The sequence below is a fragment of the Actinoplanes sp. NPDC019969 genome (assembly GCF_055562375.1).
This window is the reverse complement of the sequence record NZ_JBVHFK010000027.1, coordinates 1-18,863: the sequence shown is the minus strand read 5'-3', so window position 1 is coordinate 18,863 and position 18,863 is coordinate 1. Positions and strand designations below refer to the sequence as shown.

The 18,863-nt window shown below is 69.1% G+C and carries 13 protein-coding genes and 1 pseudogene; 11 read left to right on the top strand and 3 right to left on the bottom strand.

All coding sequences use genetic code 11. The annotated features are described in order from the left end of the window. Positions 1 to 43 precede the first annotated feature (43 nt). Positions 44 to 1,390 carry an FAD-dependent oxidoreductase gene (locus ACZ3II_RS42445; RefSeq protein WP_465526369.1) on the bottom strand — a complete coding sequence of 449 codons (1,347 nt, stop codon included), beginning with the start codon at positions 1,388 to 1,390 and terminating at the stop codon, positions 44 to 46. Between the two features lie 192 nt (positions 1,391 to 1,582). On the opposite strand from ACZ3II_RS42445, the gene ACZ3II_RS42440 reads away from it, so the two are divergent. The 6 genes from ACZ3II_RS42440 to yicI all read left to right on the top strand — a co-directional run bounded on the left by ACZ3II_RS42440 (position 1,583) and on the right by yicI (position 11,196). Continuing rightward, positions 1,583 to 4,486 carry a glycoside hydrolase family 3 protein gene (locus tag ACZ3II_RS42440; protein WP_465526367.1) on the top strand — a complete coding sequence of 968 codons (2,904 nt, stop codon included), beginning with the start codon at positions 1,583 to 1,585 and terminating at the stop codon, positions 4,484 to 4,486. A 185-nt stretch (positions 4,487 to 4,671) separates the two neighbouring features. Continuing rightward, the gene (locus ACZ3II_RS42435) at positions 4,672 to 5,688 is read left to right on the top strand and encodes a LacI family DNA-binding transcriptional regulator (protein ID WP_465526365.1); all 1,017 of its coding nucleotides are present in this window, start codon (positions 4,672 to 4,674) and stop codon (positions 5,686 to 5,688) included. 98 nt (positions 5,689 to 5,786) lie between these two features. Then, a complete protein-coding gene (locus tag ACZ3II_RS42430) occupies positions 5,787 to 7,097 on the top strand; it encodes an ABC transporter substrate-binding protein (RefSeq protein ID WP_465526363.1) in 1,311 nt (436 codons plus the stop codon). A gap of 56 nt (positions 7,098 to 7,153) precedes the next feature. Beyond that, positions 7,154 to 8,047 carry a carbohydrate ABC transporter permease gene (locus ACZ3II_RS42425; RefSeq protein WP_465526361.1) on the top strand — a complete coding sequence of 298 codons (894 nt, stop codon included), beginning with the start codon at positions 7,154 to 7,156 and terminating at the stop codon, positions 8,045 to 8,047. Continuing rightward, complete coding sequence (locus ACZ3II_RS42420; RefSeq protein ID WP_465526359.1) at positions 8,044 to 8,928, top strand: carbohydrate ABC transporter permease; 885 nt, start codon at positions 8,044 to 8,046, stop codon at positions 8,926 to 8,928. The genes ACZ3II_RS42425 and ACZ3II_RS42420 overlap by 4 nt, the downstream gene beginning before the upstream one ends. A gap of 9 nt (positions 8,929 to 8,937) precedes the next feature. Then, positions 8,938 to 11,196 (top strand): alpha-xylosidase, encoded by a 2,259-nt coding sequence (gene yicI / locus ACZ3II_RS42415; protein ID WP_465526357.1) that lies wholly within the window; start codon positions 8,938 to 8,940, stop codon positions 11,194 to 11,196. 115 nt (positions 11,197 to 11,311) lie between these two features. Here yicI and ACZ3II_RS42410 read toward each other — a convergent pair whose 3' ends face one another. Then, positions 11,312 to 14,614, bottom strand: coding sequence for an NACHT domain-containing protein (locus tag ACZ3II_RS42410; protein ID WP_465526355.1), 3,303 nt, complete (start codon positions 14,612 to 14,614; stop codon positions 11,312 to 11,314). A 37-nt stretch (positions 14,615 to 14,651) separates the two neighbouring features. On the opposite strand from ACZ3II_RS42410, the pseudogene ACZ3II_RS42405 reads away from it, so the two are divergent. The 3 genes and pseudogenes from ACZ3II_RS42405 to ACZ3II_RS42395 form a co-directional block, all read left to right on the top strand. Beyond that, positions 14,652 to 15,293 (top strand): annotated as a pseudogene (locus ACZ3II_RS42405) (rhamnogalacturonan lyase B N-terminal domain-containing protein); the annotation flags it as partial. Between the two features lie 10 nt (positions 15,294 to 15,303). Next, positions 15,304 to 15,861 carry a polysaccharide lyase family protein gene (locus ACZ3II_RS42400; protein ID WP_465526353.1) on the top strand — a complete coding sequence of 186 codons (558 nt, stop codon included), beginning with the start codon at positions 15,304 to 15,306 and terminating at the stop codon, positions 15,859 to 15,861. Between the two features lie 29 nt (positions 15,862 to 15,890). Next, a complete protein-coding gene (locus ACZ3II_RS42395) occupies positions 15,891 to 16,037 on the top strand; it encodes a hypothetical protein (protein ID WP_465526351.1) in 147 nt (48 codons plus the stop codon). Positions 16,038 to 16,166: 129 nt separating this feature from the next. Here the strand turns inward: ACZ3II_RS42395 and ACZ3II_RS42390 are convergent, their stop codons facing one another. Next, positions 16,167 to 16,505, bottom strand: coding sequence for a hypothetical protein (locus tag ACZ3II_RS42390; protein ID WP_465526349.1), 339 nt, complete (start codon positions 16,503 to 16,505; stop codon positions 16,167 to 16,169). Positions 16,506 to 16,643: 138 nt separating this feature from the next. Here ACZ3II_RS42390 and ACZ3II_RS42385 point away from each other — a divergent pair, with 138 nt between their 5' ends. Both ACZ3II_RS42385 and ACZ3II_RS42380 read left to right on the top strand, forming a co-directional pair. Further along, positions 16,644 to 17,420 carry a hypothetical protein gene (locus ACZ3II_RS42385; protein ID WP_465526347.1) on the top strand — a complete coding sequence of 259 codons (777 nt, stop codon included), beginning with the start codon at positions 16,644 to 16,646 and terminating at the stop codon, positions 17,418 to 17,420. 151 nt (positions 17,421 to 17,571) lie between these two features. After that, the coding region (locus ACZ3II_RS42380) for a phosphoketolase family protein (protein WP_465526345.1) at positions 17,572 to 18,863 on the top strand (1,292 nt) is incomplete at its 3' end.

Genomic DNA, 18,863 nt, shown 5'->3' with positions numbered 1-18,863 from the left:
AGTTCGGCCGCCATGCGCACCCGAACTCCGCACGCGGCCGGGCCTACAGGGCCTCGGCGGCCTTGCGGGCGGCGATCAGCACCGGGTCCCAGACGGGCGCGAAGGGCGGGGCGTACCCCAGGTCGAGCGCCGTCATCTCGGTGACCGTCATCCGGTTCCAGACGGCGACGGCGAAGGCGTCGATCCGTTTCGCCGCCTCGTCACGGCCGACGATCTGGGCGCCGAGGAGCAGCCCGGTGTCCTTCTCGGCGAGGAGCTTGACGGTCATCGGGACGGCGCCCGGCATGTAGCCGGCCCGGTTGGTGGATTCGACGGTCGCGGTCACGTACCGGAAGCCGGCGGCGTCGGCCTCGCGCGACGACAGGCCGGTCCGGGCCACTTCCAGGTCGCAGATCTTGGTGATGCCGGTGCCGATCACGCCGGGGAAGGTGGCGTACCCGCCGCCGATGTTGATCCCGGCGACCCGGCCCTGCTTGTTGGCGTGGGTGCCCAGCGGAATGTGCACGGCCCGGCCGCTGACCAGATGGTTGACCTCGGTGCAGTCGCCTGCCGCCCACACCCCGTCGACGACGCCGTCCGGGCCGGTGACCCGTTGCCGCAGGTCGGTGGCGAGGGCGCCGGTCGCGCCGAGCGGCAGGCCGGCGGCATCGGCGAGGGCGGTGTTGGGGCGTACGCCGAGCCCGAGCACCACCACGTCGGCCGGGAACGTGCCGGAGTCGGTGACGACGGCGCGGACCCGGCCGTCGCCGGTCTCCAGGGCCTGGACGGTGACACCGGTGCGCAGTTCGATGCCGAGGCCGCGGATCGCGCCGGCGACGAGCGCGCCCATGTCGGGGTCGATGGTGGACATCGGCTGGCCGGCCTTTTCGACCAGGGTGACGCGCAGGCCGCGGCGGATGAGGGCCTCGGCCATCTCGACGCCGATGTAGCCGCCGCCGATCACCACGGCGTCCCGCGGCCGGGTGGTGGTGACCCAGGCGTCGAGGGCGGCGCCGTCGCCGAGGGTCTGCACCCCGAAGATCCCCTCGGCGGGGGTGTCGGCCCACGAGGGGCGGACGGGCACGGCGCCGACCGCGTACACCAGATGGTCGAAATGCTCGGTGCGGTCGCCGACGGTGACCGTCCGTGCGGGCAGGTCGATGCCGGTGACCTCGCTGCTGGTGTGCACCGCGATGCCGTTCTTGCGGAACTCGGCGGGGTCCCGGGCGATCAGCGCGTCCGGCCCGTCGACCAGGCCGCCCACCCAGTACGGGATGCCGCACGCCGAGTACGACGTGTAGTCGCCTCGCTCGTACGCGTGGATCTCCAGCTCGTCGGGTCCGAGGCGTTTGCGGGCCTGCGACGCGGCGGACATGCCCGCCGCGTCGCCGCCGATCACGATCAGTCGCACCGCCCCATTGTGCACTCGTTGCCGGAAGATTTCCGGAAAGCTGCGCGCGGTGGTTGCCTGTCGCATCGGCGCGGTTCTATGGTGGCCTCACCGATTCCCACATTCCACCGGAGTGTTTGCGACCCGTCCGTCGAAGCGCTTCGACCGATTCCGGTAATGGTGGAGAACCCCTTTATATAAGAGGAGACTGCCATGCGTCTCAGACGCGGGCTCACCGTGCTTGCGGCCGCCGTCCTGGTCGTCCCACTGGTCCCCGGCGCGGCCTCGGCCGACCCCGGACTTCCGTTCCGTGACCCGTCCCTGCCGCTGGAGACCCGGGTCGATGACCTGGTCGGCCGGCTCACCCTGGACGAGAAGATCTCCCTGCTGCATCAATACCAGCCGGCCATTCCGCGCCTGGGCATCAAGCTGTTCAAGACCGGCACCGAGGCGCTGCACGGCGTCGCCTGGTCCAGCGACTACTACAACAACTCCGCCAAGATCGACGCGACGGCGACCGTGTTCCCGCAGGCCGTGGGCCTGGCGAGCACCTGGGACCCGGAGCTGATCGAGCGGGTCGGCAGCGCTGTCGGCGACGAACTGCGCGGCTTCCACGCGCAGAACCCGGACATCTGGGGCCTCAACGCCTGGGCGCCGGTGGTCAACCCGCTGCGCGATCCGCGGTGGGGGCGCAACGAGGAGGGGTACTCCGAGGACCCGCTGCTGACCGGCGCGATCGCCACCGCGTACGGGTCCGGCCTGCAGGGCGACGACCCGGACCACCTCAAGGTCGCGCCGACGCTGAAGCACTACGCCGCCTACAACAATGAGACGAAACGGGACGTCACGTCGTCGAACGTGCCGCAACGGGTGCTCAACGAATACGATCGGAAACCGTTCGAGATCGCGTTGCGGAACGACGCCGCCACCGGCGTGATGGCCTCCTACAACCTGATCAACGGGCGGCCCGCGACGGTCGACCCGGACCTCGGCACGCTGCTGCGCGACTGGAGCGGCAAGCGGCTGTTCAACGTCAGCGACGCCTGGGCGCCGACCAACCTGACCGGCTCGCAGGCGTACTTCGCCACCCAGGCCGAGGCGAACGCCGCCACCATCAAGGCCGGCCTGGACAGCTTCACCGTCAACGACACCAACGCCGAACCGACCACCACCGCGGTCAAGCAGGCCCTCACACAGGGGCTGCTCACCGAGGCCGACATCGACGAGTCCGCCGGCAACGCGCTGAGCATCCGGTTCCGGCTCGGCGAGTTCGACCCGGACGGTGGCCCGTACGCCAAGATCTCCCCGTCGGTGATCGACAGCCCGCGGCACCGGGAGCTGGCCCGGCAGACCGCGGCGGAGGCCGCGGTGCTGCTCAAGAACAACGGGATCCTTCCGCTGCAGGCCGGCGGTTCGGTCGCGGTGGTCGGCCCGACCGCCGGCAAGCTTTACAGCGACTGGTACGGGGGCCAGCTCCCGTACCGGGTCAGCATCCTCGACGGCATCACCGAACGCGCCTCCTCCGTGTCCACCGGCACCGGCGCCGACCGGATCGCCCTGAAGGACGTTGCCACCGGCCGCTACGTCACCGCGAACGGCGGCCCGGTCGGCCTCACCGAGACCACCTCGGCGGCGGCTGCGGCCCAGTTCGACACGGTCGACTGGGGTGACGGCGTCTCCACCCTGCGCAGCGTCGCCACCGGCAAGCTCGTCGGCTACAACTGGGGCCCGTTCGTCACCCAGAACCAGGATCCGGCCGGCTGGTTCGTGCAGGAGCAGTTCCGCCAGGAGCCGCAGGCCGACGGCACGGTCCTGCTGCGCTATGCCGGGTACGAGACGCAGGAGTCCTGGTTCCCCGACACCGACTACGTGACGGTGGGCGCCGACGGCAACCTGACCCTCGGTGCCGTGGACGCCGCGACCCGGTTCACCCGGGAGGTGCTGGTCGACGGCGTGGCGCAGGCCGCCGCGCAGGCCAAGAAGGCACGGACCGCCGTGGTCGTGGTCGGCACCGACCCGTTCGTGGCCGGCCGGGAGGTGCACGACCGGGCGACGCTTGGCCTCGGCGCCCGTCAGGAGGCGCTGATCAAGGCGGTCCGGGCGGCCAACCCGCGGACCGTCGTGGTGGTGCAGAGCAGTTACCCGCAGTCGATCAACTGGGCGCAAGCGCACGTGCCGGGCATCCTGTGGACCACCCACGCCGGCGCGGAGACCGGGCACGCGGTCGCCGACGTGCTCTACGGCGACGTCAACCCGTCCGGCAAGCTCACCCAGACCTGGTACAGGTCGACCGATCAACTGCCGGACGACCTGCTCGAGTACGACATCGTCGCCTCGGACCAGACGTACCTCTACAGCGAGGAGAAGCCGCTCTACGCCTTCGGGCACGGGCTTTCCTACACGAGCTTCCGGTACGGCGTGCCGGTGATCCGCGACGGCAAGGTCAGCGTGACCGTCACGAACGCCGGCAAGCGCGCCGGTGACGAGGTGGTGCAGCTCTACACCCACCAGCGGACGTCCCGCGACGAGACCCCGAACAAGCAGCTCCGCGACTTCCGCAAGATCACGTTGCGGCCCGGGCAGTCGCAGACCGTCACGTTCGCCCTCACCAAGTCCGACCTGGCCCGCTGGGACCAGACCCGGCAGCGCTGGGTGACCGAGACGTCGGTGCACGACGTGCTGCTCGGCTCGTCGTCGGCGGACATCCGGCAGCGGGCCACCCTCGCCGTGAAGGGCGAGACCATCCCGCCCCGTGACCTCGCGAAAGAGACACGAGCGGAGACCTTCGACGCGTACGAGGGAATTCAGCTCCTGGACGAGAGCAAGGCGATGGGGACCGTGACCGGCGCGCGGACCGCGGGGGACTGGATCGCCTTCAAGGACGCCGCGCTGCGCGGGGGCACCACCTTCACGGCCCGCGCGTCGGGGGCCGGAAGCATTCAGGTGCGGCTCGGCTCGCCGACCGGGCGCCTGCTCGGGACCGCGACCGTCGCCGACACCGGCGGCGTCTACGAATACACGACAGTGACCGCCGCGCTGGCCAGCTTCTCCGGCCGCCAGACGGTCTACCTGCTGCCGAGCCCGGGCCTGCGCCTGGCCACGTTCAGCATCCGCTAACCCCGAGAGCGTGTGGAGTTCGGCCGTTATGCGCGCCGTAACTCCACACGCTGGGGTGCCGCGGGTGGCGTGTGGGGTTCGGCCGTTATGCGCGCCGTAACTCCACACGCTGCCCCGAGCGGGGGCAACCCCGGTGATCAGTAGGATCGACGAAAGGAGAGGCCGTGGCGACTTGGGGAGGCGCAGTGCCGACTATCAACGACGTCGCCAGAGCAGCGGGGGTCTCGCCGAGCACGGTGTCGTACGTGCTGAGCGGCCGCCGCCCGATCTCCGCCGAGACCCGGGCCCGGGTGCAGGCCGCGATCGCCGAGCTGGGGTTTCACCCGCACGCCGGCGCCCGTGCCCTGGCCAGCAGCAAGACCAACGTGATCGCCCTGGTCGCGCCGCTGCGGGTGGACGTGAACGTGCCGGTCATCATGCAGTTCGCGACGGCGGTGGTGACTGCCGCCCGGTCGTACAACCACGATGTTCTCCTTCTGACGAAGGACGAGGGGACCGCCGGGCTGGAGCGGGTCGCGCACAGCACCATGGTCGACGCGTTGATACTGATGGACCTGGAGCGCGACGACCTGCGGATCCCGGCGCTGCGCAAGTTGAAGCAGCCGTCGGTGCTGATCGGCCTGCCCGCCGACCACACCGGCATCGCCTGTGTCGACCTGGACTTCGCGGCCGCCGCCCGGACCGCGCTGACCCATCTGGCCGGGCACGGGCACCGGCGGATCGGCCTGGTCGGCCCGTCGCCGGCGGTCTACCGGCGGCAGACCACGTACGCCGACCGGTTCCTCAGCGGTTTCCTCGAGGCGTCCGCCGAGCTGGAGCTGCGCACGGTCACGCACCCGTGCGAGCCGGGCGCCGAGGGTGTCCGGTCCGCGCTGGCCGACCTGGACGCCGCCCTCGACGGCATCACCGCCCTGGTGGTGCACAACGAGGAGGCGCTGCGCCCGCTGCTGGACCTGTTGCACGCCACTGGCCGGCGGGTCCCGGAGGACGTCTCGATCGTCGCGATCTGCCCCCGGGACGTGGCGATGTCGATGCCGGTCAATCTCACGTCGATCGACATCCCGGCGCACGACGTCGGCACGATGGCCGTGGAGACCGCGATGCGCCTGCTGGACGGCCGTCGGGTGGAGTACACCCAGTTGCTGGAGCCCCGGCTGGTCGAGCGCGACAGCTGCCGCGAAATCTCCACGTCACACCGTTGACATGAGCTAGGCCACTCAATAGCGTCTCGTTTGCAGCGCATCGTCGAAGCGCTTCGACGAACTTCCCGTACGAACTTTCCCCCTGGGGAGGAACGCCAATGTTCCGATCACGTACCGGCCTCGCGGCCGGAGCTCTTCTTCTTGCGGCGACCCTCGGCCTGACCGCCTGTGGCGGCAGTGACGACGAGTCCACCGAGGGCGCCGACGCGAAGGTCCTCACCCTCTGGCACTACGAGACCCCGGACAGCGCGATGGGGATCGCCTGGAACAAGGCGATCGAGCTGTTCAAGTCCAGCCATCCCGGCGTCGAGGTGAAGTTCGAGGAGAAGGGCTTCGAGCAGATCCAGCAGAACGCCCAGATGATCCTCAACTCCGACAGCGCCCCGGACATCCTGGAATACAACAAGGGCAACGCGACCGCCGGCCTGCTGTCGAAGCAGGGCCTGCTCACCGACCTGTCGGACGAGTTCACCAAGCGCGGCTGGGACAAGAAGCTGAGCCCCAGCCTGCAGACCACCACCCGGTACGACGACGACGGCATCATGGGCAGCGGCAAGTTCTTCGGCGTGCCCAACTATGGCGAGTTCGTCACCGTCTACTACAACAAGAAGCTGTTCGACGAGAACAAGCTCGCGGTCCCGACGACGTACGAGGAGTTCGTCAAGGTCCTCGACACGTTCGCGGCGAAGAAGCAGACCCCGATCGCGGTCGGCGGCGCCGAGTACCCCGCCCAGCAGATCTTCTACGAGCTGGCCCTGTCGAAGTCGGACCGCACGTTCATCGACGACTACCAGCTCTACAAGAACAAGGTCGACTTCAAGGGCCCGCAGCTCAGTCACGGCGCGAACACCTTCGCGGAGTGGGTGAGCAAGGGTTACATCTCGAAGGACTCGGCCGGCCTCAAGGCCGAGGACATGGGCGTCTCGTTCACCCAGGGCAAGTTCCCGATCCTGATCTCCGGCTCCTGGTGGTACGGCCGCTTCGCGTCCGACATCAAGGACTTCGAGTGGGGCACCTTCCTCTTCCCGGGCAACACCCTGCACCCCGGCTCCAGCGGCAACCTGTGGGTGGTGCCGGAGAAGAGCAAGGCCAAGGCGCTGGCGTACGACTTCATCGACATCACCATGTCGCCCGAGGTGCAGGCGCTGCTCGGCAACAGCGGCGGCGTGCCCGTGGCGGCCGACCCGGCGCAGATCACCGACCCGAAGAACAAGGAACTCGTCGAGACGTTCAACAAGATCTCGTCGAGTGACGGGCTGGCGTTCTACCCGGACTGGCCGGCGCCCGGCTACTACGACGTCATGGTCGCCGCCACCCAGGGCCTGATCAGCGGGAAGAAGACTCCGGACGCCTTCCTGGACGAGATCGCGAAGCCGTACAACGAGAACCTGGCCGATCTCGGCAAATGAGCTAAGCGCGGCGCAGGCGGTGACCACCGCCTGCGCCGCGGAGGAAGGGGCCCGGCATGGCCGGTGTTTCGAAACGGGATCGCGGGTACGCGGTCTATCTGATCCCGGGCGTGCTGGCCTCGCTCGCGGTGATCGTGGTGCCGCTGGCGATGACCGTCTACACCAGCTTCACCAAGTGGAACGGGGTCGGCCGGCAGCGCTGGATCGGCTTCGACAACTACACCCGGCTGTTCGGTGACAGCCTGTTCTGGGGATCGTTCGGCAACATCGGGCTGCTGGTCATCGCGATGGCGGTGATCCCGACCCTGCTCGGGCTGGTGCTCGCGGCGGTGCTGTTCGACTACGTGGCCAAGAAGTTCGGCGACCGGTGGGCCGGGCTGTTCCGCTCCGGCTACTACCTGCCGCAGGTGCTGCCGGTCGCGGTCACCGGCATCGTGTGGAGCTGGATCCTGCACCCGAGCTACGGCTCGCTCAACCAGATCCTGGACACCGTCGGCCTCGGTTCGCTGGGCCGCAACTGGCTCGGCGACGAGGACTACGCGCTGTACAGCGTGATGGCCGTGATGATCTGGTTCCAGCTCGGCTACCCGATCGTCATGTTCATGTCCGGGCTGTCGCGGATCGACCCGTCGCTCTACGAGGCCGCCGATCTTGACGGCGCGACCTGGTGGCAGCGGTTCCGCAAGATCACCGTGCACATGATCAAGCCGGAGTTCTACGTCGTGCTGGTCACCACCACGATCGCCGCGCTCAAGATCTTCGGCCAGGTCTTCGTGCTCACCAAGGGCGGGCCGGCGAACTCGACACTGGTGCCGTCCTACTTCGCCTACGAGAACTTCTTCGAGAAAGCCCAGGTCGGGTACGGGTCAGCGATCTCCACGGTGCTCACCGTGCTGATCGTGATCCTGGCCTTCCTCTTCCTCCGGCTCCAGCACAGGGACTCCCGATGACCACCATTGTGGGGAAGGCCCCCGCCCGTACCGCCGCGCCGGCTCCCGAGGCCGCCAAGCACCGCAACCCGGTCCGCTGGGTCGTCCTCGCCGTGCTGCTCGCGCTCCTGCTGCTGATGGTCGGCCCGCTCGCCGCCGTCGCGGTCAACGCGTTCAAGAGCCCCGCCGACTACGCCGCCAACGGGCCGCTGTCGATCCCCGCCGAGATCTACTGGGACGGCATCGTCGACTTCTGGAACCGGGTGAACTTCGGCCAGAAGCTCTGGAACAGCTTCATCACCAGCCTGACCGTGGCCGTCCTCGGCGTCGTGCTGTCCATCCTGAACGCGTACGCCCTCGGCATCGGCCGGGTCCGCGGCCGCGTCTGGTTCCTGGTGTTCTTCCTGGTCGCGAACCTGCTGCCGCAGGAGGCGCTGGTCTACCCGCTCTACTACATGTCGAAGGAGGCCGGCCTCTACGACAGCCTGATCGCGGTCGTCATCATCTTCACCGTCATTCAGAGCGCCTTCGGCACCTACCTGCTGACCTCGGTGTACGCCGAGTTCCCCCGGGAGCTGCTGGACGCGGCCGCCGTCGACGGCGCCGGTAGGTGGCGGACCCTGTGGCGGGTCGTGGTGCCGGTCAGCGGGCCGACCCTGGCGGTGCTGTTCACGTTCTTCTTCATCTGGACGTGGAACGAGTTCTTCCTGCCCCTGGTCTTCCTGGTCTCCAACGACAACCAGACCGTTCCGGTCGCCCTCGGCGTCCTGCAGGGCGACAAGATGATGGACGCCACCACGACCAGCGCCTCCGCCCTGATCGGCATCGTCCCCGCGATCATCTTCTTCCTGATCTTCCAGCGGACCCTCACGCGCGGCATCGCCGCCGGCGCCATCAAGTAAAGGATCTTCATGAAGTTCACCGACGGCTACTGGCGCAAACGTGACGGCTACACCGTGCTGCACCCCGCGCACCTGCAGGACACCGCGACCACCGCGGACTCACTGACCGCCTGGGCCGCGGTCCGCCGGATCCACCACCGCGGCGACACCCTGAACGCGCCACTCATCACTGTCACGTGCACGGCTCCCGCGCCCGACGTGATCCGGGTGACCGTCGAGCACTTCCAGGGAGAGCGTTCCCGAACCCCAAATTTCCACATTTCTGAGTCGCCGGGCGATGTAACGGTAAATGCCACGTCGATCACCTCGGGCGCGCTGACCGCCCGCTTCTCCGACGGCGACGACTGGGCCCTCGACTTCCTCGCCGACGGCAGAAGGCTCACCGGCAGCGGCTGGAAAGGCATGGGTGTCGTCGACGGGCCCGACGGCGACTACATCCACGAGCAGCTCGACCTCGGGGTCGGGCACGCCGTGTACGGCCTGGGGGAGCGGTTCGGGCCGCTGGTCAAGAACGGGCAGACCGTCGACGTCTGGCAGGAGGACGGCGGGACCAGCAGCGAGCAGTCCTACAAGAACGTTCCGTTCTACTTCACCAACGGGGGGTACGGGGTCCTCGTCGACCACCCCGGCAAGGTGTCGTTCGAGGTGGCCTCCGAGATGGTCACCCGTACCCAGTTCAGCGTCGCCGGGCAGCGCCTTTCCTACCTGGTGATCTACGGCCCCACCCCGGCCGACATCATCCGCAAGTACACCGCCCTGACCGGCCGGCCCGCGCTGCCGCCGGCCTGGTCGTTCGGGCTGTGGCTGACCACCAGCTTCACCACCGACTACGACGAGGAGACGGTCAACAAGTTCGTCGGCGGGATGGCCGACCGGGACCTGCCGCTGTCGGTGTTCCACTTCGACTGCTTCTGGATGCGCGAGTTCAACTGGTGCGACTTCGAATGGGACTCCCGGGTCTTCCCTGACCCGCCGGGCATGCTCAAACGGCTCGCCGACCGCGGGCTCAAGACCTGCCTGTGGATCAACCCGTACATCGCGCAAAGGTCTCCGCTCTTCGCCGAAGGCGCGGCCAAGGGGTACCTGGTCAAGCGCCCGAACGGGGACGTCTTCCAATGGGACCTGTGGCAGGCCGGGATGGCCCTGGTCGACTTCACCAACCCCGGCGCCCGGGAGTGGTACGCGTCCAAGCTGCGCGCCCTGGCCGAGATGGGTGTCGACGCGTTCAAGTCCGACTTCGGCGAGCGCGTGCCCACCGACGTGGTGTGGCATGACGGCTCCGACCCGGAACGCATGCACAACTACTACACGCAGCTCTACAACCAGGTCGTCTTCGACGTGCTGCGCGAGGTGAAGGGCGAGGGGGAGGCCGTTCTGTTCGCCCGTTCGGCGACCGTCGGCGGCCAGCAGTTCCCGGTCCACTGGGGCGGCGACAACTCCAGCACGTTCGAGTCGATGGCGGAGAGCCTGCGCGGCGGCCTGTCCCTGATGTCGTCCGGGTTCGGTTTCTGGAGCCACGACATCGGCGGTTTCGAGGGCATGCCCGACCCGGCGGTGTTCAAGCGCTGGGTGGCGTTCGGCCTGCTGTCGTCACACAGCCGGCTGCACGGCAGCTCGTCGTACCGGGTGCCGTGGCTGTTCGACGAGGAAGCCGTGGACGTGCTGCGGTCGTTCACGCACCTCAAGCACCGGTTGATGCCGTACATCTACGGCGCCGCCCGCGAAGCCCATCTGACCGGCCTGCCGGTGATGCGCCCGATGGCCGTGGCGTTCCCGTCCGACCCCGCGGTGACCCACCTGGACCGGCAGTACATGCTCGGCCCGGACCTGCTGGTGGCGCCGGTGTTCTCGGCCGGGGGCGAGGTGTCGTACTACGTGCCGGCCGGCCGCTGGACCCGCTACATCCCGGCCACCGGAACCGCTTCGACGGTCCAAGGCCCCGCCTGGGTCCAGGAGACACACGGTTTCGACAGCGCGCCACTGCTGGTCCGTCCCGGCACGGTGCTGCCGGTCGGCGCCCGCCACGACCGCCCGGACTACGACTACCGCGACGGCGTCACCCTGCACCTCTTCGAGCCGGTCCCCGGCAAGACGGCAGTCGTCGTCCCCGGCTCCGCCGGCGCCGACACCGTCTTCACGGTCTCGGTCTCCGGCTCCGAGATCGTGGTGGGCCGCATGGGCGACCCCCTCCCCTGGAACGTCCGACTCGGCGAGAAGGTCACCACCCTCCCCGCCGACCAGGACAGCTGCACCCTCACCCTGGGATAGGGATTTTTCTGTGTGTGGAGTTGGGGCGCGGATAGCGGCCCAACTCCACACACAGGAGACGGCTTTGTCGGTGTGTGAAGTCCGGCCGCTATCCGCGCCGCAACTCCACACACCGTCAATTGCGCGGGGCGTCCAGCGTCTTGGCCATCCGCTGGAATCGGTCCACGAGATCCGGCCGGACAGGTGCGACCTTCGCCAGCAGCTCAGTGCGGTGATCTTGATTGGTCAGCTCGGCAGGCAGAGCTTGCAGCCGGGACTTCTCGAAGACTCGCACCAGTGCATCCGTGAGGAGCACCGGATCCACCTTGTGGACCGCCTGCCGTACGACCGCATTCAGGACGGTGGCCAGCTTGTCGTCGGCTTCCGAGTCTCTGCCGAGAAAAGTCAGCACGCAGCGAAGGAATTCGTTGCGCACAGGTCGCACCATGGTTTCGGCTTTGATGAACTTCATCAGAAAATCGGCGCACTCCTGGGCGGTCGCTCCGTCATCGGTGCATAAGCGGTTCAGCGTCAGCTTCATCATCCTGCCGTACGATTCCATGCCGTCCTGGCCTCGGCCCGTGCCGCGGATCAGGACGTTGTGAGCGGCGATGAACATAGCTGTCAAATAGTCGACCGGCGAGGGGCTCACGTTGAGTTTGGCGATGAGGTGAACAGGCGAGACGAGGACCTGTTCGCGGTCGGCCGTGGCGGTGAAATTGTTGAAATGTGTGATCGGATCTCGGGCGAACGGTTCCAGCGCATGGTGCGCCATGTCGTCGAGCACGCCACACTGGAAGTAGGACTTGCGGTGCACCTCGAGCGGATTCAGATCCGGGTGCGGTGAATGTTGACCGGGCCCCGTCGGCTTGATCTCGAAAGTCCAGCGAATGTCCACGACCGGCATGGCCGGTGAGGCGGCGGCCAACTCGAGCCCGAGATCACGCCGGTCGTCTTCCCAGAGACGGTCCAGATGAACGGTGGCGACCAGGCTGGTCCAGCCGTCCACGGAAAGCTGGGAACGCCACAACAACGCCTGCGCATGCCACGCGTCCACCGGGTCGGCCTGATCCGGGTACAGCTCGCGGGCGCGCACCGGCCCGGTGCAGAGGGCGAGAAGCAGAAGATTGGCGGCGTAGGCCGCGTAGCGCGCCGGTTCGCTCGCGATCAGCGGCAGGTACGCGGCGTAGCGGGTGCCCGGTGGGGTGTGGTTCACCGTGCGGAACAGGCGTAGCGCCACCTGCCGGACGTCGGGCGGGGCGGATGACGCCAGTGCCTGGAGGAAGTCGACGATCGGGGCGCGCAGGCAGAGCGGCTGGAACGACAGCAGTGCGCGGAGCAGTTCGTCGTCGGCCGGCGCGGCGTCGAAAGACATGATCGAGGCGGCCTCGCGGGCCGCGACGTCACGGATCAGTTGCCAGGTCAGGCGGGCGACGAGGTATTCGGCGAAGGTGGCGTGCAGGAACTCGTACGTCTGAATGGGGGTCTCGGTCTGGGAAGCCCGTGCCCGGTGGATGAAGAAGAACCGGCCGAGCGTCAGTTCGGCGGCCTCCAGAGGGGTGCGGAAGTCGGAGACCGACGTCCGGCGTGGTGGGCTGCCGAACGGGAGGGCCGCGAGGTCGAGCCCGAGATCGGCCTCGGTCACCCAGAGAGCCGCCCGGTTGAACATCGCGAACGCCACCACGGACAGGCGCCGCAGCTCGGTCTCCACGGCCGCGGTCAGCTCCCGGTCGGACAACTCGGGACAGTGCTTGGTGATCTCGCGGACGGCGAAGCTGCGCAGCAACTGCTCGTACAGCTCGTCGGGGCGCAGCCCGGCGCCGGAGCGTTGCAGCACGTTGCCGTCGGCGTCGTAGAGGGCCAGCATGAGCAGCAACAACGGCTGCTCGGCGAGGACGTGATGGGCGAGCACGGTCGCCGGTGGCAAGGGGGCGAGGCCGCGGGCCGCGAAGTCGGCGGCGTTCACCTCGTTCCAGATCGCCAGCCAGGTGGTCACCCGCTCGTCGTCGAACGGCTCAAGGCGCACGGCGACGGTCTGCTCGGGCGCGCGGGCCCGGTCGGCGACCGCGGTCCGGGTCGTGACGATCACCGCGACCGGGCGGCCCTGCTCGGCCTCGCGTTGCTGGAACCGGGCGACCTTGACGAGATAGTCCGTCTGGCTCACCCCGACGGCCTGGAGCAGCTCGTCGAAACCGTCCAGCATGATCACCGGGAGGGCGTCGCCTGACGCCCGGGACAGCTCCGGCCAGTCGGCCCGCTCGCCGGTGGTCCGGCGGAACGCGTGCTCGATCTGGTCCTGCAGGTCACCGGTGGTCGGGACGTCCCGCAGCACCACCCGGACCGGCATGAAGTCGGCCGCCGGGAGCCGGGCGCCCAGAACCCGGGTGAGCACCGACTTGCCGGAACCGGGCTGCCCCAGCACCAGCAGCGGCGCCCGGACCGCCTGCGGTGAGGTCAGGTGGCCGACCAGGAAGTCCTGCAGGTCGTCGCGGGCCGGTCGCTCGGCCCACCACGACTCCTCACTGATCTGTGCGGACGACAGCACATCGGCGGCCCGGAACCGGGGCGGCACGTACGCCTGGCCGAGGGTGGGCATCCGGATGCCGTCGGGAACGTCACCGGACTCGGCGACCCGGCGGCCCAGCTCCGCACGGTTCGCCGCATCCAGGCTGCGCCGCCGGTCACCGGGTGTGCGGCCGGTGGAGACCGCCTGGAGTATCTCCTCCAGGTCGGCGAGAGCAGCGCGGGTCGCTCGGTGCTCACGTTGGCCGGCCCAGCACGCCACCTCGGGGAACTCCGCGACGAGCTGCCGGAAGGATTGCTCGTAGAACGCCCGCGCGCGACCGGGGGTGGCCCACAGCGCGGACAGGAACTGCTCACGGTTGTCCTCGGGCAGTGTCTCCCATGCGGCCAGCCCGGTGACGAAACGCGCCAGGCTCTCCGCGAGTTTCGAATATCGATCGCGCAACACGACGTGGAAGTCCTCGGGGGCCTGCTGAGGGTTCGGCAGCCACTCCCCGATCGACTGCAGGGCGTCGACCATCCATCTCATGCCGGACTCCGGCACGACGCCGCCGCCCCCGGCGAGAGACAGTTGCTCCGCCGGCGCCGGTTTCAGGTCCCGGGCCGGGAAGGGCACCTCGATCTCGTCGAAGGCCTCGAAGAACGCGCCGACGGCGATGACGGTCAGGGCGGCCTCCAGACGCTGGGTGCGGTCGTAGCGGGCGAGGCCGCTCTTGCGCTCGGAGAAGCCCCGCACCAGATCGTGGCTCAGGCGGACCAGGTCGGATTTGTAGTCGAACCAGCTCAGGACGTCGCCCACGAACGGGGCCGTGCCGGCCATCAGCCACCCCGCGGTCTTCTCCAGGGCGGTAACGACCTTGCTGTCCTGGCCGCCGAGGATCCGGGCGGCGTCTGCGTAACTCAGCGACCTTGCCACCGCTCCATTCTGGACCCCGGGTACGACACCAACCGTCGTCGACACCGGCGCCGGCCTGGTCTTCAAGGTCAGCAAGGCGAACGGCGACCTCAACTCGTTCGTCTACCGCGGCGTCGAATACCAGGGTTACGGCAAGAACAGTCACGTCGAGAGCGGCCTCGGCGCCTCCACCGTGACGGCCTCGAAAAGCGGATCCACCATTCTCGTCACCGTGGCGCACGGCTCGCTCATCCATTACTACGCGGCCCGGTCCGGCGAGAACAACATCTACATGTGGACCTACAAGGCCGCTGATTCCGTGACGATGCAGCGTTACATCGTACGGCTCAAGCCCGGTCTTCTGAGATTCACCGGTGGCGACGCCTGGGACTCCGCGACGGTCCGCACGATCGAGGCCGGGGACGTCTTCAAGGCCACCGACGGCACCACGCGTTCCCAGCACTATTCCGGACTGCGGGTGATGGATCACGACTACATCGGCGCGAAGAACGCGGCCGGAACGGTCGGCATCTGGATGGTGCGCAGCAATCACGAGAAGGCGTCCGGCGGCCGGCGCCCCGTCGAGCGCCCTCTACTCCCGGAACATCAGCACGTCCTGGGCCGACACGCTCGGCATCCGGGGTCACGTTCCCGCGTCCGGCCGTGGCCGGGTCGCCGGGGTCGGCATCACCGGGCGTGACAGCGCGTACGTGTACACCGTCGGGTTCGCCAACGCCGCCGCGCAGTACTGGGCCTCGGCCACCGCGAGCACCGGCTATTTCTCCAGCACCGGGATGCTGCCCGGCACGTACATGTTGACCGTCTACAAGGACGAGCTGGCGGTGCACACACAGTCGGTCACGGTGACACCCGGCGGCACCACCACCGTCAACACGATCGCGATCACCGGCGACCCGTCCACCGCGGCCACCGTCTGGCGCATCGGCGACTGGACGGGATCGCCGAAGGGCTTCAAGAACGCCGAACTGATGACGTACGCCCACCCGAGCGACCCCCGGGTCGCCTCCTGGACCGGCAACTTCATCGTCGGGACGGCGGCCGCGAGCACGTTCCCGTGCTACCAGTGGGTGGGTGTCAACAACGACCTGCTGATCTACTTCAAGCTGACCGCGGCGCAGGCCGCTGCCGCGCACACGCTGCGGATCGGCCTGTCCGCCAGTTACGCCGGCGGCCGGCACCGGGTCTCGGTGAACAGCTGGACGTCGGCGATCCCGCGGCCCCGGCCAGCTCCGGCACCCGCAGCCTGACGGTCGGCGCGTACCGCTCGTACCCGGCGATGCTGACGTACCCGGTCCCGGCGTCGGCGTTCCAGACCGACCCGAGCCAGTGGAACATCCTGAAACTCTCGGTGGTCAGCGGTTCCTCCGGCGACACCTACCCGAGCCCGGGCGTCGCCTTCGACTGCATCGACCTGCTCGCCTGAGGGCGGCGGGGTGTCAGGGCGCGTCCTGGGACAGATCACCAGGTCACCGGCGAGCCGGTAGGCGCGCGGCGCCGATTGCACGGGGGCCGGGTCACCGACGTACGCCTCAGCGCACGCGGCACCGCTCCATCATGAACGGTTGAAGCGGCGGCCCAGCTCGCGGTGGTGGGCGGCGGCCGAGGCGGCGTCGGCGGCGCTGAGCGGGGAACCCGGCATCGGGCCGAGCGTCTCCACCTGCTCCGCCAGCCGCAGGTGCTGCGCGCCGGCGTGCTCCCGGCACGGCAGGCAGGTGACGCGGTCCGGGTCGGCGGAGGTCATGGCGAGCGGAACCTGCCGGCCACAGCCGGTGCGGACCTCCGTCGGCAAGCTGCTGACCAGCCCGAACATGGAGGCGAGGAACTTGCGGGTGGCGGTGGAGGAGCCCGGCAGCCCGGCTTCGACGTGGATGTGCGGGTCGTCGGCCGGCATGTCCCGAGTCTGCCACGCCGGCGGCGGTCACCGGCGGGAGTGACATGCCGCCGTTTTCCTGCGGCGGGCCGGCGGCGGTGGTGACAGTGGACGCCACAGCCGGTGGAGGAGTGCCAGATGCACGGGACGCGGCGTCGGATGACAGCGGCGGTCGCCGCTGTCCTGGTTCTGGTCGCCGGGTGCACCGGCGCCGACGGGTACGGCCCGGCGGAGGGCCCGCCGGGCTCCGGAGCGCCGACCCGGCATCCGCTCACTGCCGCGACCACGTCGTATGCCGTCCCGGAGCTGCCGGCCCTGAGCGGGCTGCCGTCCCGTGTCGTCGTTCCGGGCCCGACCATGGCGGCGCAGGCCCAGATGCCGCCGGCGACCACACCCGCGCCGGTACGGGTCACCACCGGACGGCCGGTGAAGCCGCTCCCGGCGCGTACCGTGACCAGGACGGTGACGGTGACGGTGACCCCGGCGGCCACGCCGACGCGGCGGCACCGGCCGGGCTGGATCTCGGACATCTTCCAGAACGACAGCGGCGACTCCGGTGAGTTCGCCTGTGCCGTGGCCCGGCCGGACCGTGACGACGAGATCCTGGTTCTGCACCGGCTCCAGCCGGGCGCCGTGTGCCTGCGCGGTTTCGCCGCCGATCCCGCGCCGAAACTGGTGATCACGGCGCCGAGCGGGGCGCGGACGACGATGCGCGGAAGCGACCTGGTGGACGGCTGGCGGTGGCCGCTGCGGCCGGGCGCGGAGGTCCCGGACGGCCTGGTGGATCTGCGGGAGCGCCGCTGCCTGCTCTATCTGGGGCAGAACGCGACGACCACGGTCTTCTACGACGTTCGGACGCGGGACAGCCTGCGTGTGCCGTCGGCGCAGATCGTGGTGCTGCTGAAGAACACCGAGGGCGTCCCGCTGGACTGCTGAGCGCGATCGGCTTTACGCGACCTTCATCTTGCGGTCGCCGTGTGCCGTACGGCGGCGGGGGTAACGTCCCACCCGGAGGGGCCGAAAGACCCGTGTCGCACGTCCATGCCGCCGATAAGTTGATCGTGACCTGGAAAGACGATCGAGAGGAATGATGGTGACCGTCGTTTCGGAAAGCCAGGACCTCGTGCGGAAGCTCGCCGCCCCGGACGACACCGAGGTGGCCGCCCTGGACGCCTGGTGGCGGGCGAACAACTACCTGACCATCGGCCAGATCTACCTGCAGGGCAATCCGCTGCTGCGTGAGCCGCTGAAGAACGAGCACATCAAGCCGCGCCTGCTCGGTCACTGGGGCACCAGCCCGGGCCTGTCGTTCGTCTACGCCCACGTCTCCCGGCTGATCAAGCAGACCGGTCAGCAGACGATCTACCTGGCCGGTCCCGGTCACGGTGGCCCGGCGCTGGTCGCCGCGGGCTACCTGGAGGGCACCTACTCCGAGGTGTACCCGAAGGTGGACCTGTCCGAGGGCGGCATGCTCCAGCTGTTCCGCCAGTTCTCCAGCCCCGGCGGCATCCCCAGCCACGTCAGCGTGACCACGCCCGGTTCCATCCACGAGGGTGGCGAGCTGGGGTACGTTCTGGTGCACGCGTTCGGCGCGGTCATGGACAACCCGGACCTGCTCGCGATCGCGGTGGTCGGTGACGGCGAGGCGGAGACCGGCCCGCTCGAGGGCTCCTGGAAGGGCGTCTCCTTCATCAACCCGGAGCACGACGGCGCGGTCCTGCCGATCCTGCACCTCAACGGCGCGAAGATCGCCGGCCCGACGGTGCTGTCCCGCAAGGACCCCGAGGAGGTGCGCAAACTCCTCGAAGGCCACGGGTACGACGTGATCGAGGTCGAGGGCGCCGACCTGCCGGGCATGCACCACCGGTTCGCCGCGGTGCTCGCCGAGGCCTGGGGCAAGATCAAGAGCATTCAGAGCGAGGCCCGCGGCGGTACGTGGGACGGCACCCGGCCGCGGTGGCCACTGATCATCATGCGTACGCCCAAGGGCTGGACCGGTCCCGAGAAGATCGACGGCATCCAGGTCACCGGCACGTGGCGCTCGCACCAGGTCCCGCTGTCGGGGGTCAAGGGCAACGAGGAGCACCTGGCGGAGCTGGAGAAGTGGCTGCGGTCGTACCGTCCGGAGGAGCTGTTCGACGCCACCGGCGCGCCGGTGCGGCAGATCCGGGACGTGGCCCCGGCAGGCGACCTGCGGATGAGCGCCACCCCGCACGCCAACGGCGGGCTGCTCACCCGTGACCTCGACATCCCGGACTTCCGCGACTACGCCGTCGAGGTGAAACGCCCGGCGCAGGGCCGTGCCGAGTCCACCCGCAAGCTGGGCGAGATGATGCGCGACATCTACAGCCGCAACCCCGACCGGTTCCGGCTGTTCTG

Bases quoted from the DNA above. Each gene is read 5' to 3' on its own strand.
- ACZ3II_RS42440 (WP_465526367.1), top strand. From the start codon at position 1,583: ATGCGTCTCAGACGCGGGCTCACCGTGCTTGCGGCCGCCGTCCTGGTC.
- ACZ3II_RS42430 (WP_465526363.1), top strand. From the start codon at position 5,787: ATGTTCCGATCACGTACCGGCCTCGCGGCCGGAGCTCTTCTTCTTGCG.
- ACZ3II_RS42425 (WP_465526361.1), top strand. From the start codon at position 7,154: ATGGCCGGTGTTTCGAAACGGGATCGCGGGTACGCGGTCTATCTGATC.
- ACZ3II_RS42420 (WP_465526359.1), top strand. From the start codon at position 8,044: ATGACCACCATTGTGGGGAAGGCCCCCGCCCGTACCGCCGCGCCGGCT.
- yicI (WP_465526357.1), top strand. From the start codon at position 8,938: ATGAAGTTCACCGACGGCTACTGGCGCAAACGTGACGGCTACACCGTG.
- ACZ3II_RS42395 (WP_465526351.1), top strand. From the start codon at position 15,891: ATGCTGACGTACCCGGTCCCGGCGTCGGCGTTCCAGACCGACCCGAGC.
- ACZ3II_RS42390 (WP_465526349.1), bottom strand. From the start codon at position 16,505: ATGCCGGCCGACGACCCGCACATCCACGTCGAAGCCGGGCTGCCGGGC.
- ACZ3II_RS42385 (WP_465526347.1), top strand. From the start codon at position 16,644: ATGACAGCGGCGGTCGCCGCTGTCCTGGTTCTGGTCGCCGGGTGCACC.